This is a genomic window from Pseudomonas sp. FP198 (assembly GCF_030687895.1).
Lineage (GTDB): Bacteria > Pseudomonadota > Gammaproteobacteria > Pseudomonadales > Pseudomonadaceae > Aquipseudomonas.
On sequence record NZ_CP117452.1, the window covers coordinates 904,655 to 925,068 of the forward strand.

A 20,414-nucleotide genomic window follows, 5' to 3' on the forward strand; every position below is an offset into this window, starting at 1 on the left:
AGGGTTTGCTGCTTCATCCATGGAACCTGCCGCTGAAATCACCCGTCGGGCGCAACGCCCGGGCGTAGCAGAACAGAAACAGGTTACGCACCAGCTCCTTGAGCACCAGCGGCTCACTGGAATTGAGGCTGTTGAGGTCCAGGTCGCCTTGGTCCTGCAGCTCGTTCAAGGCTTCTTCTTCAAGCACCGCACAGACTTCGCCGGTTTCCCGATGCAGGATCCTGAGGTAGGGATGTGGGCGGTCCAGCCAGGCATCGATCAAATAAGTCATGGTTCTCATCTCCTTGATGGGGTTCGATGAGAATAATTCTTATTCGCTAAATAGCAAGTCTCTATTGGCGCAACGCTGGTTTTTCTGACGATGGGTTGGGAAGGCTCAGGTCATCCGCAACTGGCGGGCCTGGCGAAACGGCGGGGGCGAAGCAGCATCCCGCGCGTGACGCGGGATGGCGTGTGACAGGTTCAGACCTTTCTGACGAACTCGGATTTGAGCTTCATCGGGCCGATGCCGTCGATCTTGCAGTCGATGTCGTGGTCGCCCTCGCACAGGCGGATATTCTTCACCTTGGTGCCGACCTTGACCACCAGTGAAGTGCCCTTGACCTTGAGGTCCTTGATCACGGTGATGGTGTCGCCGTCCTGCAGGACGTTGCCGACCGAATCTTTTTTCACTGTATCGTCGGACGGCGCTTCAGCTTCGCCGCTGGCGGACCATTCGTGGGCACACTCCGGGCAGACCAGTTGAGTACCGTCTTCGTAGGTGTATTCGGAATTGCATTTCGGGCAGGGAGGCAACGTGCTCACTAAGGTTCCTTGGGTATCAGGAGGTCAAAAGGGCGCACATTGTATAGGGTTTTGTTGCGGGGTGGGTGATACGGGGCTTTCGTGGCGAGGGAGCTTGCTCCCGCTGGGTTGCGCAGCAGCCCAATTGGATTGCTGTGATCATTCAGACGGATCGCGTCAGCCGGTTTTACGACGGCTGCGCCGCCGAGCGGGAGCAAGCTCCCTCGCCACAAAAGCTCGCCGTTTTCATGCAATCAGTGCGTACGCGCCACCGCAAACTCGCTCAGTTCCACCAGCGCGTCGCGGTACTCGCTGGCCGGCAGGGCGTCGAGGCATTTGATCGCACGGGCGACGTAGTCCCGGGCCAGGGTTGCGGTGTAGTCCAGCGAGCCGGAGGCTTCAACCGCCGCACGGATGCTTTCCAGATCTTCGATCCCGCCTTTCTGGATCGCCTGGCGGACCAGCGCGGCCTGTTCCGGCGTGCCTTCGCGCATGGTGTAGATCAGCGGCAGGGTTGGCTTGCCTTCGGCCAAGTCGTCACCGACGTTCTTGCCGAGGGTGTCGGCGTCGCCCTTGTAGTCCAGCAGGTCGTCTACCAGTTGGAACGCCACGCCCAAGTGATCGCCGAAGGTGCGCAGGGCTTCGCTCTGCTCGGCGGTCGCGCCGGCCAGGGCGGCGGCGCTGTGAGTCGAGGCTTCGAAGAGCATCGCAGTCTTGCCGCGGATGACTTCCATGTAGGTTTCTTCGGTGGTGCTGGCGTCGCGGACCTTGGACAACTGCAACACTTCGCCTTCGGCGATGATGCGCGTGGCCTGGGACAGAATCTTCATCACCGGCATCGAGCCCAGTTCGACCATCATTTCGAACGAGCGCGAATACAGGAAATCGCCGACCAGTACGCTTGGGGCGTTGCCCCACATCGCGTTGGCCGTCGAGCGGCCACGGCGCATGCCGGACATGTCGACCACGTCGTCATGCAGCAGCGTCGCGGTGTGCAAAAATTCGATGGTGGCGGCCAGCAGGCGCATGTCGTCGCCTTCGCGACCCAGGGCCTTGCCGCACAAAAGCACCAACAGAGGACGCAGGCGCTTGCCCCCGGCCGAAGTGATGTAGTCGCCGATTTTCGATACCAGCGGCACTCGGGAAGTCAGCTGCTTCTTGATGATACCGTCGACGGCGCTAAAATCGTCCGCCACAGCGCGGTAGAAAGCTTGGGGTTGCATCAGCGACAGGCGCTCCAGAAGGGTTGCGCGGCATGCTAGGACCCACGTCCGCAGGTGTCAAGGCGCGACCAGACCCTGTTAAAACTGCTGCAGGCTTCGCGCCTTCGGCTCTACGCGCCTAATCCCGCGTCAAAAACAGGCTCGGAATGCTCATTTACAGCCTGTAAACTCCGCTTCCTCGCCTGTTTTTTCCTTGTCTTCCCTTCGCTCGCGACGCTTTAACAGTGTCTGGCGGCTACTTGCAAGGCTCTCCCGGCTTGCGTACAATCGCGCACCCTGAACTTCCTGGGCAGCACCTGCCTTACGCAATTGCATCCGGGCCTTCCAGCCCATGCAGCCATGCCAGCCAATACCTCTTCTTATAAAGCGCTGGGTGAGCAGGATTATCGGAGAAATACCATGTCGTACGCAGTAATTGTTACTGGTGGCAAGCAATACAAGGTCGCCCCAGGTGAATACCTGAAGATCGAAAAACTGGAAATCGCTACCGGCGAATCCGTGACTTTTGATCGCGTTCTGTTGGTCGCCAATGGCGACGACGTGAATATCGGCGCTCCAGTCGTTGCTGGCGCTACCGTTGTGGCTGAAGTGATCTCCCAAGGTCGTCACGATAAAGTCCGCATCATCAAGTTCCGTCGTCGTAAGCACCACATGAAGCGTATGGGCCACCGCCAGTGGTACACCGAGATCAAAATCACCGGTATTCAGGCTTAATTTCAGCCTAATTCCTCACTAGGAGAATTGAACTCATGGCACACAAAAAAGCTGGTGGTAGTACCCGTAACGGTCGCGACTCAGAAGCCAAACGCCTTGGCGTGAAGATGTATGGCGGCCAGGCTATCAAAGCGGGCAACATCATCGTGCGTCAGCGCGGCACCCAATTCCACGCTGGCTACGGCGTTGGCATGGGCAAGGATCACACCCTCTTCGCTAAAGTCGAAGGCGTGATCAAGTTCGAAGTAAAAGGCGCCTTCGGTCGTCGTTACGTAAGCGTTATCGCAGCTTAATTGCGAGACCGCTGGAAAAGCCCTGTCTTGCGACGGGGCTTTTTCGTTTGTGGGGTGAGTCTCTTGCAAAACTGTTTGTATGGGCTGTCGGCGCTGCGGTTGGGGCGTGTTTTCAGGTCGCTGCGCTCATTTTTGCAAGAGTCTTATGTCTTGTTTTTTTGGCTCGTCCGTACGGCGAGAGGCGTGTGTCATGAAGTTTGTTGATGAAGTATCGATTCGAGTAAAGGCTGGCGACGGCGGCAATGGTTGCATGAGTTTCCGTCGGGAAAAATTCATCGAAAACGGTGGTCCGAACGGTGGTGACGGGGGCGATGGCGGCTCGATCTACATGCTCGCCGATGAAAACCTCAACACCTTGGTGGATTACCGTTACACCCGGCATTTCGATGCCGAGCGTGGTTCCAATGGCGGCAGCACCGACTGCACCGGCAAGAAGGGCGAAGACCTGATCCTGCGTGTGCCGGTCGGTACCACAGTGATCGACTCTGCCACCCAGGAGGTCATCGGCGACCTGACCAAGGCCGGCCAGCGCCTGCTGGTGGCTCATGGCGGCTGGCACGGTCTGGGTAACACCCGCTTCAAATCCAGTACCAACCGCGCGCCGCGCCAGACTACGCCGGGCAAGCCAGGCGAGCAGCGTGACCTGAAGCTGGAAATGAAAGTGCTGGCCGACGTCGGTCTGCTGGGCCTGCCGAACGCGGGTAAGAGTACGTTCATTCGCTCGGTGTCGGCGGCCAAGCCGAAAGTCGCCGATTACCCGTTCACCACCCTGGTGCCGAACCTGGGCGTGGTCAGTGTCGATCGCTGGAAAAGCTTCGTGATCGCCGACATTCCGGGGTTGATCGAAGGTGCCTCCGAAGGTGCTGGCCTGGGGATTCGTTTCCTCAAGCATCTGTCCCGTACCCGTCTGTTGCTGCACCTCGTCGACATGGCGCCGCTGGATGAAACCGATGCCGCCGATGCCGCCGAGGTCATCGTCAACGAACTGACCAAATTCAGCCCGGCCCTGGCCGAGCGCGACCGTTGGCTGGTGCTGAACAAATGCGACCAGATCCTCGAAGAAGAGCACGAAGAGCGGGTCAAGGAAATCGTTGATCGCCTGGAGTGGGAAGGTCCGGTCTACGTGATCTCGGCGATTGCCAAAGAAGGCACCGAGCGCCTTTGCCACGACATCATGCGTTACCTGGAAGATCGTGCCGATCGCCTGGCCAATGATCCGGCCTACAAGGAAGAGCTGGCCGAGCTCGACCAGCGCATCGAAGACGAGGCGCGCGCCCAGTTGCAGGCGCTGGACGACCAGCGTGCCCTGCGCCGCAGTGGCGTCAAGTCGGTCCATGACATCGGTGATGACGATTGGGACGAAGAGGATGTGGATGACGAAGACGGTCCGGAAATCATCTACGTTCGCGACTGATCTGCTGCTGATGCAGGCCGCTTGAGATCAAAACCTGTGGGAGCGAGCCTGCTCGCGGAAGGCGGTGTGTCAGTTAGCATTCATGCTGCTGACCCTAGTCATCGCGAGCAGGCTCGCTCCCACAAGGATTCTCGGGTAGCTGGCATGGGGAGCAGGTTCAAGTGTTTCGGCGCGGTGTTATCATCGCAGCCGGCCGGTTTCCAAGGCGCCGCTCATTCGAGCGGCGTTTTGGTATCTGAAAAACGCAAATACGAATAATCCCATGAGTGGCGCTGGGTCGCGCTGTTCGCTGGCAAAGGTTGAAGAAAATGCGGAGCAAGGTGACGGGTGCGCAACGCTGGGTCGTGAAGATCGGCAGCGCACTGCTGACGGCGGATGGCAAGGGCCTGGATCGCCAGGCGATGGCGGTGTGGGTCGAGCAGATGGTGGCCCTGCATGAGGCGGGCGTCGAGCTGGTACTGGTCTCCTCGGGTGCGGTGGCGGCCGGCATGAGCCGTTTGGGCTGGACCTCGCGACCCAGCGCGATGCACGAACTGCAGGCCGCTGCCGCCATCGGCCAGATGGGCCTGGTGCAGGCGTGGGAGTCGAGCTTTGCCGAGCATGATCGCCACACGGCGCAGATCCTGCTGACCCATGATGACCTGTCCGACCGCAAGCGTTACCTCAATGCCCGTAGCACGCTGCGAGCGTTGGTGGAGCTGAAAGTCATCCCGGTGATCAACGAGAACGACACGGTGGTCACCGACGAGATCCGTTTCGGCGACAACGACACGCTCGCGGCGCTGGTGGCCAACCTCGTGGAAGCCGACCTGCTGGTGATTCTCACGGATCGCGACGGCATGTTCGACGCCGATCCGCGCAATAACCCTGATGCCAAGCTGATCTACGAAGCCCGAGCCGACGATCCCGCGCTGGATGCGGTGGCGGGTGGCACTGGCGGAGCCCTGGGGCGCGGCGGCATGCAGACCAAGCTGCGCGCGGCGCGTCTGGCGGCGCGCTCTGGCGCCCATACGATCATCGTTGGCGGTCGGTTGGAGCGGGTGCTGGATCGCCTCAAGGCCGGGGAGCGTATCGGTACGCTGCTGTCGCCTGAGCGCGGCATGCTGGCGGCGCGCAAACAGTGGCTGGCCGGGCATCTGCAAACCCGGGGCACGCTGGTGCTGGACGCGGGTGCCGTGTCGGCGCTGTCTCAAGGTAACAAAAGCCTGCTGCCGGTAGGCGTGAAGCTCGTCCAGGGTAGCTTCCGCCGCGGCGAAATGGTCGTGTGCGTAGCGCCGGATGGTCGAGAGATTGCCCGGGGCCTGGCCAACTACAGCGCGCTGGAAGCACAGAAAATCATCGGCCAATCGTCTGATGCGATTGTTGGTCTGCTGGGTTACATGGCTGAGCCTGAGCTGGTTCACCGTGACAACCTGATCCTCGTCTAAGGAAAAATCATGGGTTTGGCAAAAGGATTGATCGGCTTGCTGGTGGCGCTGCCGCTGCTGGCCTCTGCCGAGGAAATCGGTCAGGTGTCCACTGTGTTCAAGTTCGTCGGGCCAAATGACCGGATCGTGGTCGAGGCGTTCGACGATCCCAGGGTCGATGGCGTGACCTGCTATCTGTCGCGGGCCAAGACCGGCGGCGTAAAAGGAGGCCTGGGGCTGGCCGAAGATCGCGCCGAGGCCTCTATCGCCTGCCGCCAGGTAGGGCCGATCAGCTTCAAGGGTGAGCTCAAGGATGGCGAGGAGGTCTTCAGAGAGCGCACCTCGCTGGTGTTCAAGACCATGCAGGTGGTGCGTTTTCTCGACAAGAAGCGCAATACGCTGGTGTACCTGGTCTACAGCGACCGTGTGATCGAGGGCAGCCCGCAGAATGCGGTGACGGCGATTCCGATCCTGCCGTGGGCCAAGGCCCAATAACTACGCAAAAATCCATTGTGGGAGCGAGCCTGCTCGCGAATGCAGTCTGCCAGTGACATTGATGCTGCCTGGCGGACCGCATTCGCGAGCAGACTCGCTCCCGCAGTTGTTATCGGTGGTGTGGCTGATAAATCCCAGGCAATAAAAAACCGACCCTGAGGTCGGTTTTTTAACGAGCGCGTCGCTTAGGCAGCAGCGGCAACGTTCAAGGCCTTTACGTGGCCATTCAGGCGGCTCTTATGGCGAGCAGCCTTGTTCTTGTGGATGATGCCTTTATCGGCCATGCGGTCGATAACTGGCACAGCCAGAACGTAAGCAGCTTGTGCTTTTTCAGCGTCTTTTGCGTCGATGGCCTTGACTACGTTTTTGATGTAGGTACGGACCATGGAACGCAGGCTGGCGTTGTGGCTGCGACGCTTCTCAGCCTGTTTTGCACGTTTTTTGGCGGAAGGTGAGTTGGCCACCGTCGAGCTCCTCGAAAGACTTTTTAGGAAATAGCAAACAAAATAGGCCGCGAATCATGCCGATGAGTTGAGGTCTTGTCAAGGGCGGGTGACACGTTCCGCTGAATGGCAGGTGCGGCGCACCGAATGATTTCTTTCCGGCGTGCGACCTGTAAACTCGCGGGCTTTGGCGCTGTGCTGTTTAGCGGCGCGAAGTATCGCACAAGTGGGCGCGTTGTTCGCCTGCTGTTTATCGACAGGCACAAACTCTTTTCATGAATCTGCTCAAATCGTTGGCTGCCGTCAGCTCTATCACGATGCTTTCCCGGATTCTGGGATTCGTTCGCGATACGTTGATCGCGCGGATATTCGGTGCCGGAATGGCCACCGACGCCTTCTTCATCGCCTTCAAGCTGCCCAACCTGCTGCGGCGGATCTTCGCCGAAGGGGCCTTTTCCCAGGCCTTCGTGCCGATCCTGGCCGAATACAAAAGCCAGAAGGGCGACGAGGCGACCCGCACTTTCATCGCTTATGTGACCGGTTTGCTGACGCTGGTGCTGGCGCTGGTCACCGCGGCCGGCATGCTCGCCGCGCCTTGGGTGATCTGGGCCACCGCGCCAGGTTTCACCGACACGCCGGAAAAATTCCAGCTCACCTCCGACCTGTTGCGGGTGACCTTTCCTTATATATTGCTGATTTCCCTGTCATCGCTGGCCGGGGCGATCCTCAATACCTGGAACCGTTTCTCGGTGCCGGCCTTCGTGCCGACGCTGCTCAATGTCAGCATGATCGTCTTCGCGCTGTTCCTGACGCCGTACTTCGATCCGCCGGTGATGGCCCTGGGTTGGGCGGTGCTGGTCGGCGGCCTGGCGCAATTGCTCTATCAACTGCCCCACCTGAAAAAGATCGGCATGCTGGTACTGCCGCGCCTGAACTTGCGCGACAGCGGCGTATGGCGCGTGATGAAGCAGATGCTGCCGGCCATTCTCGGGGTATCGGTGAGCCAGATTTCGCTGATCATCAACACTATCTTCGCCTCGTTCCTGGTGGCCGGTTCGGTCTCGTGGATGTACTACGCCGACCGCTTGATGGAGCTGCCCTCCGGCGTACTGGGCGTGGCGCTGGGCACGATTCTGCTGCCTACCCTGGCCAAGACCTACGCCAGCCAGGACCGTCATGAATACTCGCGCATCCTCGACTGGGGCCTGCGCCTGTGCTTCGTGCTGGTCCTGCCTTGTGCCCTGGCGCTGGGGATCCTTGCCGAGCCGCTGACGGTTTCGCTGTTCCAGTATGGCCAGTTCAATGCGTTTGACGCCTTGATGACCCAGCGCGCGCTGATCGCCTATTCGGTGGGCTTGCTTGGAATCATTGTGATCAAGGTCCTGGCGCCGGGTTTCTATGCCCAGCAGAACATCCGCACGCCGGTGAAAATCGCCATCTTTACCTTGGTGATGACCCAGCTGTTCAACCTGCTGCTCATCGGACCCCTGGCCCATGCCGGCCTGGCCCTGGCGATCAGCGCCGGTGCCTGCCTCAACGCCGGGCTGCTGTTCTACCAGTTGCGCAAACAGAAGATGTATCAGCCGCAGCCCGGCTGGGCCAGGTTCGGCCTCAAGCTGCTGATCGCCGTGGCGGTGATGTCGGCGGTGTTGCTGGCGGGGATGCATTTCATGCCGGCCTGGGGCGAAGGGCAGATGCTCGAGCGCTTCCTGCGCCTTGGCGTGCTGGTCGTGGCCGGCGTGGTGGCTTATTTCGGCATGTTGCTGCTGATGGGATTCCGTCTGCGCGACTTCAATCGCAAGGCCTTGAGCTGAACGGTTGCCTTCGATAATCCCGGGCCGGACGGCGGTTTTGTCGGTTCGATCACTTTGGGTTACGGTGTTGCCTGTCGCCGACCGCCGGGTGTGGTTATAATCGGCCACTTTATGAGCAAGAAGCGCGTTATGCAGCTGGTTCGAGGCCTCCACAACCTGCGTCCCCGGCATCGGGGCTGTGTCGCCACTATTGGCAACTTCGACGGTGTTCACCGTGGCCACCAGGCTATCCTGGCGCGGCTGCGCGAGCGTGCGCTGGAGTTGGGCCTGCCCAGCTGCGTGGTGATCTTCGAGCCGCAACCCCGGGAGTTCTTCGCTCCGGACACCGCTCCGGCGCGTCTGGCCCGGTTGCGTGACAAACTGCAACTGTTGGCCGCCGAAGGCGTCGATCGGGTCCTCTGCCTGGCTTTCAACCAGCGCCTGAGCCAGCTCAGCGCCGCCGAGTTCGTCGATACCATCCTGGTGGACGGTCTCGACGTGAAGCACCTGGAAGTCGGCGACGATTTTCGTTTCGGCTGCGACCGGGCAGGGGATTTCGATTACCTGCAACAGGCCGGCATCGCCCAGGGCTTCACCGTCGAAGCGGCACAGACCGTCGAAATGGACGGTTTGCGCGTCAGCAGCACCCAGGTCCGCAATGCCCTGGCGGCGGCGGATTTCGAATTGGCCGAGCGCTTGCTCGGCCGGCCGTACCGGATTGCCGGGCGGATCCTGCACGGGCAGAAACTGGCGCGCCAATTGGGCACGCCGACGGCCAACGTGCAACTCAAGCGCCGTCGCGTGCCGTTGACCGGGGTGTTCCTGGTGAGTGTCGACATCGACGGCAAGACCTGGCCCGGCGTTGCCAATATCGGCGTACGCCCCACGGTGCAGGGGGATGGCAAGGCCCATCTCGAAGTACACATTCTGGATTTTGCCGGCGATCTGTATGACCGGCGTTTGACGGTGGTTTTCCACCAGAAGCTGCGTGAAGAGCAGCGTTTTGCCTCTCTGGAGGCGCTCAAGACGGCGATCCATGCAGATATCGCCGCCGCCCGTGCCCTTGTCGCAACCAGCGCCAATCGCTAATGAAGAGCCTTAAATGACCGACTATAAAGCCACGCTAAACCTTCCGGACACCGCCTTCCCAATGAAGGCCGGCCTGCCTCAGCGCGAACCACAGATTCTGCAGCGTTGGGACAGCATTGGCCTGTACGGAAAGTTGCGCGAAATTGGCAAGGATCGTCCGAAGTTCGTCCTGCACGACGGCCCTCCGTACGCCAACGGCACCATCCACATCGGTCACGCGTTGAACAAGATTCTCAAGGACATGATCATCCGCTCCAAGACCCTGTCGGGTTTTGACGCGCCTTATGTTCCGGGCTGGGATTGCCACGGCTTGCCGATCGAGCACAAGGTCGAAGTGACCCACGGCAAGAACCTGGGCGCCGACAAGACCCGCGAGCTGTGCCGTGCCTACGCCACCGAGCAGATCGAAGGGCAGAAGTCCGAATTCATCCGTCTCGGCGTGCTGGGCGACTTCGCCAATCCGTACAAGACCATGGATTTCAAGAACGAAGCCGGTGAAATCCGCGCCCTGGCGAAAATCGTCGAGGGCGGCTTCGTGTTCAAGGGCTTGAAACCGGTCAACTGGTGCTTCGACTGCGGTTCGGCCCTGGCCGAGGCGGAAGTCGAGTACGAGAACAAGAAGTCCTCGACCATCGACGTCGCGTTCCCGATCGCCGATGAAGACAAACTTGCCGCCGCTTTCGGCCTGGGCAAGCTGGCCAAGCCGGCCGCCATCGTGATCTGGACCACCACCCCGTGGACCATCCCGGCCAACCAGGCGCTGAACGTCCATCCGGAATTCAACTACGCCCTGGTCGACGTCGGCGACAGGCTGCTGGTGCTGGCCGAAGAGCTGGTCGAATCCTGCCTGGCCCGCTACAGCCTGGAAGGTTCGGTGATTGCCACCGCGCCAGGTTCGGCGTTGGAGCTGATCAACTTCCGTCATCCGTTCTATGACCGCCTGTCGCCGGTGTACCTGGCCGACTACGTGGAACTGGGCGCTGGCACTGGCGTGGTTCACTCCGCGCCGGCCTATGGCGTCGACGACTTCGTGACCTGCAAGAAATACGGCATGGTCAACGACGACATCCTCAATCCGGTGCAGAGCAATGGCGTCTACGTGCCGTCGCTGGAGTTCTTTGGCGGCCAGTTCATCTGGAAAGCCAACCCGGCCATCGTCGACAAGCTGACCGAAGTCGGCGCGCTGCTGCACACCACCGTCATCGAACACAGCTACATGCACTGCTGGCGCCACAAGACTCCGCTGATCTACCGCGCGACCGCGCAGTGGTTCATCGGCATGGACAAGCAGCCAACCAGCGGCGACAGCCTGCGCCAGCGTTCGCTCAAGGCCATCGAAGAAACCCAATTCGTTCCGGCCTGGGGGCAGGCGCGCCTGCACTCGATGATCGCCAACCGTCCGGACTGGTGCATCTCCCGCCAGCGCAACTGGGGCGTGCCGATCCCGTTCTTCCTGAACAAGGAAAGCGGCGAGCTGCACCCGCGCACCGTCGAACTGATGGAAGAAGTTGCCAAGCGCGTTGAAGCCGAAGGCATCGAAGCCTGGTTCAAGCTCGATGCCGCCGAGCTGCTCGGCGACGAAGCGCCGCTGTACGACAAGATCAGCGACACCCTCGACGTCTGGTTCGATTCCGGCACCACTCATTGGCACGTGTTGCGCGGCTCGCACCCGATGGGCCACGAGAACGGCCCGCGCGCCGACCTGTACCTGGAAGGTTCGGACCAGCACCGTGGCTGGTTCCACTCGTCCTTGCTGACCGGTTGCGCCATCGACAACCACGCGCCGTACCGCGAGCTGCTGACCCACGGTTTCACCGTTGATGAGGCCGGTCGCAAGATGTCCAAGTCCCTGGGCAACGTGATCGCGCCGCAGAAAGTCAACGACACCCTTGGCGCCGACATCATGCGCCTGTGGGTCGCGTCCACCGATTATTCCGGCGAGATGGCCGTTTCCGACCAGATCCTTCAGCGTAGCGCGGACGCCTACCGGCGGATCCGCAACACCGCGCGCTTCCTGCTCTCGAACCTGACCGGTTTCAATCCGGCCACCGACCTGCTGCCGGCCGAAGACATGCTTGCGCTGGACCGCTGGGCCGTGGACCGCACCTTGCTGCTGCAACGTGAATTGCAGGAACACTACGGTGAATACCGTTTCTGGAACGTCTACTCGAAAATCCACAACTTCTGCGTGCAGGAGCTTGGCGGTTTCTACCTCGACATCATCAAGGACCGCCAGTACACCACCGGCGCCAACAGCAAGGCGCGTCGTTCGTGCCAGACCGCGCTGTTCCACATCAGCGAGGCGCTGGTGCGCTGGATCGCGCCGATCCTGGCGTTCACCGCCGACGAATTGTGGGAATACCTGCCGGGCGAGCGCAACGAATCGGTGATGCTCAACACCTGGTACGAAGGCCTGACCGAACTGCCGCAAGGCTTCGAGCTGGACCGTGCGTATTGGGACCGGATCATGGCGGTCAAGGCGGCGGTCAACAAGGAAATGGAAATCCAGCGGGCGGCCAAGGCTGTCGGCGGCAACCTGCAGGCTGAAGTGACCCTTTACGCCGAAGAGGCGCTGGGCGCTGATCTGGCCAAGCTGGGCAACGAGCTGCGCTTCGTGCTGATCACCTCGACCGCCAGCGTCGCGCCGCTGGTGCAGGCGCCGGCCGATGCGGTGGTCACCGAGGTAAGCGGCCTGAAGCTCAAGGTGGTCAAGTCGGGCTTCGTCAAGTGCGCCCGTTGCTGGCACTGCCGCGAAGACGTCGGCGTGAACCCGGAGCATCCGGAAATCTGCGGTCGTTGCGTCGACAACATCAGCGGTACGGGCGAGGTTCGCCACTATGCCTGATGTGGCGGCTAATGCAGCGGGCCGTTTCGGACGGCTGGGCTGGCTCTGGTTGAGCGTGCTGGTACTGGTCATCGACCAGGCCAGCAAGTACTACTTCGAGAGCTCTTTGACCATGTACCAGCAGATCGTGGTCATTCCCGACTACTTCAGCTGGACCCTGGCCTACAACACCGGCGCGGCGTTCAGCTTCCTGGCGGACAGTTCGGGCTGGCAGCGTTGGCTGTTCGCCCTGATTGCCATTGTGGTCAGCGCCGTGCTGGTGGTCTGGCTCAAGCGCCTGGGGCGTGACGAGACCTGGCTGGCGGTGGCGCTGGCGCTGGTCCTCGGTGGTGCGCTGGGTAACCTGTACGACCGGATTGCCTTGGGCCATGTAATCGATTTCATCCTGGTGCATTGGCAGAACCGCTGGTACTTCCCGGCGTTCAACATTGCCGACAGTGCCATCAGCGTGGGCGCCGTGATGCTCGCCCTGGATATGTTCAAGAGCAAGAAAACCGGAGAAGCCGTCCATGACTGAGCAGCGTATCGCTCAAAACACCGAAGTGAAGCTGCACTTCGCCCTGCACCTGGAAAATGGTGACACCGTCGACAGCACGTTCGACAAGGCGCCGGCGGTGTTCAAGGTCGGCGACGGCAACCTGCTGCCGGGTTTTGAAGCGGCGATCTTCGGTTTCAAGGCCGGCGACAAGCGCACCGTGGTGGTTCCTCCGGAAAATGCCTTTGGTCAGCCCAACCCGCAAAACGTGCAGACCATGCCACGCTCGCAGTTCCAGGACATGGAGCTGTCCGAGGGCCTGCTGGTGATCTTCAATGACGCGGCCAACGCCGAGCTGCCGGGTGTGGTGAAAGCTTTTGACGATGCCGAGGTGACCGTGGACTTCAACCACCCACTGGCGGGCAAGACCTTGAGCTTCGAGGTGGAAATCCTTGAGGTCAGGGCGGTTTAATATTTTTGCAGGCAGTTCCTGCTGCCACTCGGTTCACTGTGGGAGCGAGCTTGCTCGCGATGGCGACGTCACTTTTAATACAGGGGTGACTGGCCCACCGCAATCGCGAGCAAGCTCGCTCCCACACTGAATTGCACCGATTCAGTTTTTTGCGCAAGACACGAGGCACAGCATGCAAATCAAACTCGCCAACCCCCGTGGCTTCTGCGCTGGCGTGGACCGGGCGATCGAAATCGTCAACCGCGCCCTGGAAGTCTTCGGACCGCCGATCTACGTGCGTCATGAAGTGGTCCACAACAAGTTCGTCGTCGAGGACCTGCGCAGCCGTGGGGCCATCTTCGTCGAAGAACTGGACCAGGTGCCGGACGATGTCATCGTGATCTTCAGCGCCCACGGCGTTTCCCAGGCGGTGCGTACCGAAGCTGCCGGCCGTGGCCTGAAAGTGTTCGATGCTACGTGCCCGTTGGTTACCAAGGTCCACATCGAGGTGGCGCGGTACAGCCGTGACGGTCGCGAATGCATCCTGATCGGCCATGAAGGCCACCCGGAAGTTGAAGGCACCATGGGTCAGTACGACGCCAGCAATGGCGGCGCGATCTACTTGGTCGAAGACGAAGAAGACGTCGCGGCCTTGCAGGTTCGCAACCCGGAAAAGCTGGCTTTCGTTACGCAGACTACCTTGTCCATGGACGACACCAGCCGGGTGATCGACGCCCTGCGCGCGCGCTTCCCGGCCATCGGCGGGCCGCGCAAGGACGACATCTGCTACGCGACCCAGAACCGTCAGGACGCGGTCAAGCAACTGGCCAACGAGTGCGATGTGGTCCTGGTGGTCGGCAGCCCGAACAGCTCCAACTCCAACCGCTTGCGCGAGCTGGCCGAACGCATGTCGACCCCGGCCTACCTGATCGACGGCGCCGAGGACATGCAGCGCAGCTGGTTCGACGGTGTCGAGCGGATCGGCATCACCGCCGGTGCCTCCGCGCCGGAAGTCCTCGTCCGCGGGGTGATCGAGCAGTTGCAGGCCTGGGGCGCAACGGGCGCCGACGAGCTGGCGGGTCGCGAGGAAAACATTACGTTCTCGATGCCGAAAGAGCTGCGGGTCCGCTCCCTGCTTTGAGTCCTTTTTCACACAGGGCCTGCTCGGCCTTGATACTTTCCAGGCGGACGCGACCGGAGGGCGCCAGGATCACCTGGTGATGGCTGACCGGCCCGCGTCTGGCGCAGACATGCAGCGTGCCTGCCTGGAACGCGCCGTCGAGGTGCAGGGCTTCTCCCTGGCCGCCGAACCTCACCCGGCGTTTTACTGGCGAGTTGCCAACCACCCGAGCATGACCGCTGCGCTCCCTCAGCAAGCTTTGCTCCTTGTTGTCCAGCGTGATCCGCCAGCCCTTGCCCCAATCATTGTCGATTCCCTGGATCAAGATGCGGCGGTTGCGCGTGATGGCTTCGCTGCGGGCAAAACGCAACCCGCTGATCAGCAACCGGGCGGTATCCTCGCGTTCGATGGACTCGATCAGCTCTTTGTAGCTTGCACCGGCCCACGGCAGAACAATTGCGGCAATCGCCAGTCCCATGAGCAGTTCGATCAGGGTGAAGCCCTGTTGATGCATGACGTCTCCTCCCTGGAGAGCGTGAAGCGGATTTAAGGCTTATGAATCGTTGTGGCACTTCGCATACGGCGACGGTTTGTTCTAGCGTGTAGAAGCAGGTATAGCCGACGGCAACGGAGGGCATCGATGGATCTTCGTACAAAAGGTTTCACGCTGATCGAGGTGTTGGTGGCCCTCGGCGTGCTGCTGATCCTGATCACCATGGCGGTGCCGTCGTTCACCGGCTCGCTGCAAAGTACCAAGGCCGATACCGAGATCGGCGACTTGCGCAGGGCCTTGAACTTCGCGCGAATGGAAGCGATCAATCGTGGCATCACCACGCGCATTCGTCCCACCACCCAGGGCGGAGCCTGGAGCGGTGAATTGATGGTGTATGACAACACTGGCAACCCGGCCAATCCGACCAATGTATTGCGGGTTGTTCCAGCGATGGGCAGTGGCGTGACTCTGACGCTAACCTCAGAAGTGACCAACATTGATTTCAACAACCTGGGCGGGTTATCGGCACCGACCACGCCGGTGGGCTTCAATTACGTGAGAGGGGCGCAGAGCAGGACGCTCAATGTCTGCCTCAATGGACGAATCGTATTGGGTGGAAATTGCGGATGAAGGATTGCAGTAAAACGGCGCAGGAGGGCATGACGCTCATCGAGGTGCTGGTGGCGATGCTGATTCTCGGCGTGGGTTTGCTGGGGGCGGCGATGGTCCAGCTCAATGCTCTCAAATACACCGACAGCTCGCGCATGACCAGCCAGGCCAGCTTCATCGCCTACGACCTGCTGGACCGCATCCGGGCCAATTCCGGCGCCGACTACACCATCACGCCGCCGAGCTCGCCGAACCTCAACGTGGCCCGGGACCAGGATCTTTATGACTTCAAGACCAATATCGTCGCTTTCGGCGGCGCCACGGCCACCGGCACGGTTGCGCTGAACCAGCGGGTCTACACCATCACCATTTCCTGGGACGACGCCCGGGCTGCCAACACGACCAACGCGGCCGAGGCGCGACGCAGCTTTGTGCTGACCAGCCGGGTCGCTGTCGATCCATTGGCGACGACGCCATGAACCGGCATAGCCGGGGTTTCGGGCTGATCGAATTGATGATCGCGCTGGTCATCAGCCTGATCGTCGTGCTGGGCGTCGTGCAGATTTTCATCGCAGCAAAAAATACTTACGTAAGCCAGAGTGCCGCCGCGGTGATGCAGGAGGATGCACGGTTTGCCTTGAGCAAAATGGTTCAGGAAATTCGCATGGTGGGCATGTTCGGCTGCCTGGCGACGATCACCGATGCGTCTTCGAACAATGATTTCGCCGCCAGCCAGATCACCCCGATTCGCTGGGACAACGCCACCCGCAGGTTGACCCTGGTCACGGCGGATATCGGCAATAGCGGCAGTGCGCCGACCTGGACCATCGTTTCCGATTGCCGCAATACGGCCACCGCCTACACCGGAGCGCGAGCACCCGCGAGCGGGCAGATGGCCTTTCCGATCCGGCGGCTGATCTATGGTTTCAACAACAATCAGCTATTGCTGGGGAGCGGCGCTGGCAACCCGACCATGGCGGTGCTGGTGGATAACGTGCGGGCATTCGACGTGACCTTCGGCGTGGCCGGCAGCGCGACGGACATCGCAGCCACCAGCTACAGCGGCAATCCGAGCGACCCGGCGCTGATTCGCAGCGTGCGCCTGACGTTGACGCTGTTCGACCCGAAAAATACCGTGCGCGAGCAGACCTTCAACGTGGTTGCTGCCTTGCGCAACCGGCTGCTATGAGGGGGCGACTGATGAGGTCGACAGGTTTCGGGTATCGCCAGCGGGGCATGGCCTTGCTGGTCAGCCTGGTCTTTTTGCTGCTGCTGACACTGATTGGCTTGTCGTCGATGCAGAGCGCCACGCTCCAGGAAAAGATGACCAGCAGCGTCATGCAGCGCAACCAGTCGTTTCAGATGGCCGAGGCGGCGCTGAGGGTCGGGGAAAGCGCGGTGCAGGCAGAAAGTTATTCGCTGCCGGTCTGTACCGCGGCCCAATGCGCACCACCGCCTGAGTCGGCAACAGTGACGGTGGCGGGGCGCTATTCGTCGTCGGGGGTGCTCTGGGTGGCCGCTGCTGGCGGGTTTTACGGCGTGCAGAATATCGGCACAACCCTTACGGCAGTCAACGTGCCGCTCAATACCTCGGCGACGCTGTACCGGATCACGGCGGTGGCGGTGGTGGGCAACAACCAGCGCAGCGTAGTGGAGAGCATCTATGCGAAATATTAGGGTGCTTCGAAGCTGGCGACAGGCGTTGTGGGGAGCGTTGCTCAGCCTTTACCTGACGGCCCCGGCCTATGGCTTCACACCGTCGGAATCACCGCTGTTGAGTGCAGCGGCGGTGACGCCCAACGTGATGCTGCTGATCGATGATTCGGGGAGCATGAACAACATTATCTGGGCGGCGGGGTTTGATCCGGCGGCAACACAGACGCGTACATTTGCGTGCAATTCCAGTAGCAGCTGCAACGACAGGTATGAACTTGATCTGGACGACACGAACATTCTGTTGGTCAGCCTGTTGCGTGGCGGCTGCTCTTCCGGCTGGTATGGTTTCTATCGATCCACCATCGGGCGGGTCTGTCTGCGGTTGCCCGATCCTGTAGGGGGCGGTAACACTCGTTACACGGCCAGGTACCTGGCTTATCTGGTCACCTTGGCCAACGGTTCGAGCCGCGACTTCACCACCGGCACGATTCCCAACGATTATCGAATCAACGTGGCTCGGGATGTCTCCACCGACCTGGTGGCCAACAACCGCGCCCTGCGCATTGGCCTGGCCACTTTCAACCCGCCCAGCAGTATCAACTCCGGCCCCGGTGGTTATATCGCCCGAGCCATCAGCGACTTGTCGCCGGTCAGCGGCAGTGTCACCCAGACCCAGGCCAACACCAACTACAGCGCTCTTATCAATGCCATCAACGCTTTGGGCGCCGTCGCCAACACTCCGTTGGCCGAAAGTTATTACGAGGTTACCCGCTATTTCCGCGGCATGGCACCGTATTACAACGGCACGCCCAGCACCTATACCAGCCCGATCCAGTATCGCTGCCAGAAGAATTTCGGCGTGGTGATTACCGATGGCCTGCCCACCTACGATCGAACGTTTCCCACCAACGATCCGCTAGGGGCAGGTCGCTTGCCGAATTGGGATGGCATCAGCGCGAATGATGGCGCCAGTGCCACGGGCGATGCGGAGGGCGACACGCTGTACCTGGACGACATCGCCAAGTTCGCCTTCGACATCGACATGCGCTCCACCGGCACCGACGTCACTGGGAAAAGCTGGGATGGAGCCGAATTCCGCCGGCAGTACCTCAATACCTACACCGTGGGTTTTGCTGTCACCAACCAGATGCTTTCCGACGCCGCTCGCTACGGTGCGGGCAAATATTATCCGGCCACCGACAGTGAAGGCCTGAACTCGGCCCTGTCGTCGGCCCTGAGCGACATCACCTCCAAGGCCGGTTCGGGAGGCGGCGGCACCAGCAATGGCGCGACGCTCTCCAGCACTTCCAGTTTTTACCAGACCACCTACGACCCCAGGGACTGGCGCGGCACCATCAAGGCATTCGGCTTCAACTCCACTGGAACGGTGAACACCGCAGCAGCGCAGTGGACCACTGACACCGCTATCGTTCCGGGTGCCACACCGCCGCTCTACCAGTCCTGGAACACCGCGACCAACGTGCCGGTGACCCTGGCCTATGGCAACTTTTCGCCGGCCCAGCAAACCAGCCTGAGCCAGGGCCTGCCAACGGGGATCACCGGCAGCGATCTGGTGGAATGGAGCAAGGGCGTCAACAAGACCGGGCTCAAGGTGCGCAGCGTCCTGCTGGGGGACATCATCAACTCGCCGCTGGTCCTGGCCTCGCCCAATGACCAGACCGCCTCGGACCTGCTGAACGACACCAGTTACAGCAATTACCTGACGACCAAGGCGGCAAACATGAGCAGCAGCCTGGTGGTGAATGGCAACGATGGTTTTTTCAGCGTCATCAACAGCGCCAACGGAACCCGGCGCTATGCGTATATGCCGTCGACCGTGCTGCCCTCATTGCAACTCATCGCGGATCCCGGCTACATCAATGGCGTGAGTCATAAGTTCCTGGTGGACGGACAGGTTGCCGTATTCGATGCGCAGCTGGGCAGCGTCTGGAAAACGCTGGCCCTGGGTGGCACTGGCGCGGGTGGCCGGGCGTTTTACGCGGTGCAGCTGTTCGATGCAGCGGCAGGCAATGCGATCCGGGCCTTGTGGGAGATCAGCGCGCCGACCATCGCCAACGCAGCCAATGCCTTCAATGACCTGGGCTACGCCTATGCGCGCCCTGAAGTCGCGCGCCTTGCGGACGGTCGCTGGGCGGCGTTCATCGCCAATGGCTATGGCAGTAATACCGGCGTGGCGGCGCTGTATGTAGTGGACGTTCGCGACGGCTCGCTGATTCGCAAGATTGTCGTCAACAGCCCCGACACCAATAACGGCCTTTCGTCGGTCAAGTTGCGGGTCAACGCCCAGAACGTTGTGCAGGCGGCCTATGGCGGGGACCTGAAGGGACGGATGTGGAAGTTCGACATCAGCGCAACTTCGCCGAACACCTGGGGCCTGGCGTTTGCCGGCCAGCCGTTGTTCACCGCTCCAGGTGGGGCGACACAGCCGATCACCGCGCAACCGTTGCTGGCGGAGAACCCCCAGGGCGGTATCCAGGTATTTTTCGGCACGGGCAAGTTCAATGAGTCGGCGGACAAGCTCAACAAGGACCTGCAAGGGTTCTATTCGATCTGGGACGCTAGCGGTGGCGCCGGGCAGATCACCGTGGCGAACCTGCAGGCCCAATCGATCACCAGCATTTTTTCCGGTACTACCGGGCAATTCGTGACCACCAGCCAGAATAACGTGGCCTATCCCACGCAGAAAGGCTGGTATCTGCCGCTGATATACAACAACGCGCTGACCGGTGAACGGGTGATCAACCCGGCCAGCCTGGTGCTTGGGCGTGTTGTCTTCACCACCGCCGCCGTGGACACCACTGATCCTTGTGCGAGCTTTGGTACGGGCAAACTGATCGAAGTGGATGCGTTCAACGGTAAGATGCTCAACTACGCGGTGCTCGATACCAACAACGATGGTTCGATCAATACCCTCGACACGATTTCCGCTGGCGTGGTGTTCACCGGGGGGATCCCGACCTTGAGTGCCGTCGTCAGCGCCAATGGAGCAACCAATATGGTGGTGAATGACTCCGGTGGTGGAATCACCGACCTGCTGACCAAGTCCGTCGGTGGCAGCCGTCGTATCATGTGGCGGCAAATACAGTGAGGT

Annotated in this window: 21 protein-coding genes; 16 read left to right on the forward strand and 5 right to left on the reverse strand. The window is 60.9% G+C overall.

What is annotated here, in order from left to right; genetic code table 11:
- Positions 1-13 precede the first annotated feature (13 nt).
- From PSH78_RS04220 to PSH78_RS04230, 3 genes are all read right to left on the reverse strand, one after another.
- Positions 14-271, reverse strand: coding sequence for a hypothetical protein (locus PSH78_RS04220; protein ID WP_003205743.1), 258 nt, complete (start codon positions 269-271; stop codon positions 14-16).
- Positions 272-462: 191 nt separating this feature from the next.
- Positions 463-804: a zinc ribbon domain-containing protein YjdM gene (locus PSH78_RS04225; RefSeq protein ID WP_305498702.1), complete on the reverse strand. Its 342-nt coding sequence runs from the start codon at positions 802-804 to the stop codon at positions 463-465.
- A 233-nt stretch (positions 805-1,037) separates the two neighbouring features.
- Complete coding sequence (locus tag PSH78_RS04230) at positions 1,038-2,006, reverse strand: polyprenyl synthetase family protein (protein ID WP_305498703.1); 969 nt, start codon at positions 2,004-2,006, stop codon at positions 1,038-1,040.
- A 399-nt stretch (positions 2,007-2,405) separates the two neighbouring features.
- Between PSH78_RS04230 and rplU the strand changes: the two genes are divergently transcribed.
- From rplU to PSH78_RS04255, 5 genes are all read left to right on the forward strand, one after another.
- Positions 2,406-2,720: a 50S ribosomal protein L21 gene (rplU, locus tag PSH78_RS04235; protein WP_003176051.1), complete on the forward strand. Its 315-nt coding sequence runs from the start codon at positions 2,406-2,408 to the stop codon at positions 2,718-2,720.
- 35 nt (positions 2,721-2,755) lie between these two features.
- Positions 2,756-3,013, forward strand: a complete 258-nt coding sequence (gene rpmA / locus PSH78_RS04240) for a 50S ribosomal protein L27 (RefSeq protein WP_003205738.1) — start codon at positions 2,756-2,758, stop codon at positions 3,011-3,013.
- Between the two features lie 190 nt (positions 3,014-3,203).
- Entirely contained in the window at positions 3,204-4,427 is a 1,224-nt protein-coding gene (cgtA, locus tag PSH78_RS04245; RefSeq protein ID WP_060740551.1) for an Obg family GTPase CgtA, read from the forward strand.
- 308 nt (positions 4,428-4,735) lie between these two features.
- Positions 4,736-5,854 (forward strand): glutamate 5-kinase, encoded by a 1,119-nt coding sequence (proB, locus tag PSH78_RS04250; protein WP_305498706.1) that lies wholly within the window; start codon positions 4,736-4,738, stop codon positions 5,852-5,854.
- Between the two features lie 9 nt (positions 5,855-5,863).
- Entirely contained in the window at positions 5,864-6,328 is a 465-nt protein-coding gene (locus tag PSH78_RS04255; protein WP_305498707.1) for a CreA family protein, read from the forward strand.
- Between the two features lie 185 nt (positions 6,329-6,513).
- Here PSH78_RS04255 and rpsT read toward each other — a convergent pair whose 3' ends face one another.
- Entirely contained in the window at positions 6,514-6,792 is a 279-nt protein-coding gene (rpsT, locus tag PSH78_RS04260; protein WP_020798646.1) for a 30S ribosomal protein S20, read from the reverse strand.
- 254 nt (positions 6,793-7,046) lie between these two features.
- Here rpsT and murJ point away from each other — a divergent pair, with 254 nt between their 5' ends.
- The 6 genes from murJ (at position 7,047) to ispH (ending at position 14,565) form a co-directional block, all read left to right on the forward strand.
- Positions 7,047-8,585 carry a murein biosynthesis integral membrane protein MurJ gene (gene murJ, locus PSH78_RS04265; RefSeq protein WP_305498709.1) on the forward strand — a complete coding sequence of 513 codons (1,539 nt, stop codon included), beginning with the start codon at positions 7,047-7,049 and terminating at the stop codon, positions 8,583-8,585.
- Between the two features lie 129 nt (positions 8,586-8,714).
- Positions 8,715-9,653, forward strand: coding sequence for a bifunctional riboflavin kinase/FAD synthetase (gene ribF, locus PSH78_RS04270; protein ID WP_039593898.1), 939 nt, complete (start codon positions 8,715-8,717; stop codon positions 9,651-9,653).
- Between the two features lie 13 nt (positions 9,654-9,666).
- Positions 9,667-12,498 carry an isoleucine--tRNA ligase gene (gene ileS, locus PSH78_RS04275; protein WP_305498711.1) on the forward strand — a complete coding sequence of 944 codons (2,832 nt, stop codon included), beginning with the start codon at positions 9,667-9,669 and terminating at the stop codon, positions 12,496-12,498.
- Positions 12,491-13,015 carry a signal peptidase II gene (gene lspA / locus PSH78_RS04280; RefSeq protein WP_305498713.1) on the forward strand — a complete coding sequence of 175 codons (525 nt, stop codon included), beginning with the start codon at positions 12,491-12,493 and terminating at the stop codon, positions 13,013-13,015. Before ileS ends, lspA begins: the two co-directional genes overlap by 8 nt.
- Positions 13,008-13,445, forward strand: a complete 438-nt coding sequence (gene fkpB / locus PSH78_RS04285) for an FKBP-type peptidyl-prolyl cis-trans isomerase (protein WP_305498715.1) — start codon at positions 13,008-13,010, stop codon at positions 13,443-13,445. Before lspA ends, fkpB begins: the two co-directional genes overlap by 8 nt.
- A 172-nt stretch (positions 13,446-13,617) precedes the next feature.
- On the forward strand, positions 13,618-14,565 hold the full coding sequence (gene ispH, locus PSH78_RS04290) for a 4-hydroxy-3-methylbut-2-enyl diphosphate reductase (RefSeq protein ID WP_305498716.1): 948 nt from the start codon (positions 13,618-13,620) through the stop codon (positions 14,563-14,565).
- On the opposite strand, the gene PSH78_RS04295 is transcribed toward ispH, so the two are convergent.
- Positions 14,519-15,058 (reverse strand): GspH/FimT family pseudopilin, encoded by a 540-nt coding sequence (locus tag PSH78_RS04295; protein ID WP_305498718.1) that lies wholly within the window; start codon positions 15,056-15,058, stop codon positions 14,519-14,521. The two genes, ispH and PSH78_RS04295, sit on opposite strands and share 47 nt — an antisense overlap.
- Positions 15,059-15,184: 126 nt before the next feature.
- Between PSH78_RS04295 and PSH78_RS04300 the strand changes: the two genes are divergently transcribed.
- From PSH78_RS04300 to PSH78_RS04320, 5 genes are read left to right on the forward strand one after another with little or no spacing between them, the layout of a single operon-like run.
- Positions 15,185-15,667, forward strand: coding sequence for a GspH/FimT family pseudopilin (locus PSH78_RS04300; protein WP_305498721.1), 483 nt, complete (start codon positions 15,185-15,187; stop codon positions 15,665-15,667).
- Positions 15,664-16,125, forward strand: coding sequence for a type IV pilus modification protein PilV (gene pilV / locus PSH78_RS04305; protein ID WP_305498723.1), 462 nt, complete (start codon positions 15,664-15,666; stop codon positions 16,123-16,125). The genes PSH78_RS04300 and pilV overlap by 4 nt, the downstream gene beginning before the upstream one ends.
- Complete coding sequence (locus PSH78_RS04310; protein ID WP_305498724.1) at positions 16,122-16,835, forward strand: PilW family protein; 714 nt, start codon at positions 16,122-16,124, stop codon at positions 16,833-16,835. Before pilV ends, PSH78_RS04310 begins: the two co-directional genes overlap by 4 nt.
- Positions 16,836-16,846: 11 nt before the next feature.
- Complete coding sequence (locus PSH78_RS04315) at positions 16,847-17,323, forward strand: PilX N-terminal domain-containing pilus assembly protein (RefSeq protein WP_305498726.1); 477 nt, start codon at positions 16,847-16,849, stop codon at positions 17,321-17,323.
- Positions 17,310-20,411 (forward strand): pilus assembly protein, encoded by a 3,102-nt coding sequence (locus PSH78_RS04320; RefSeq protein ID WP_305498728.1) that lies wholly within the window; start codon positions 17,310-17,312, stop codon positions 20,409-20,411. Before PSH78_RS04315 ends, PSH78_RS04320 begins: the two co-directional genes overlap by 14 nt.
- Positions 20,412-20,414 lie beyond the last annotated feature (3 nt).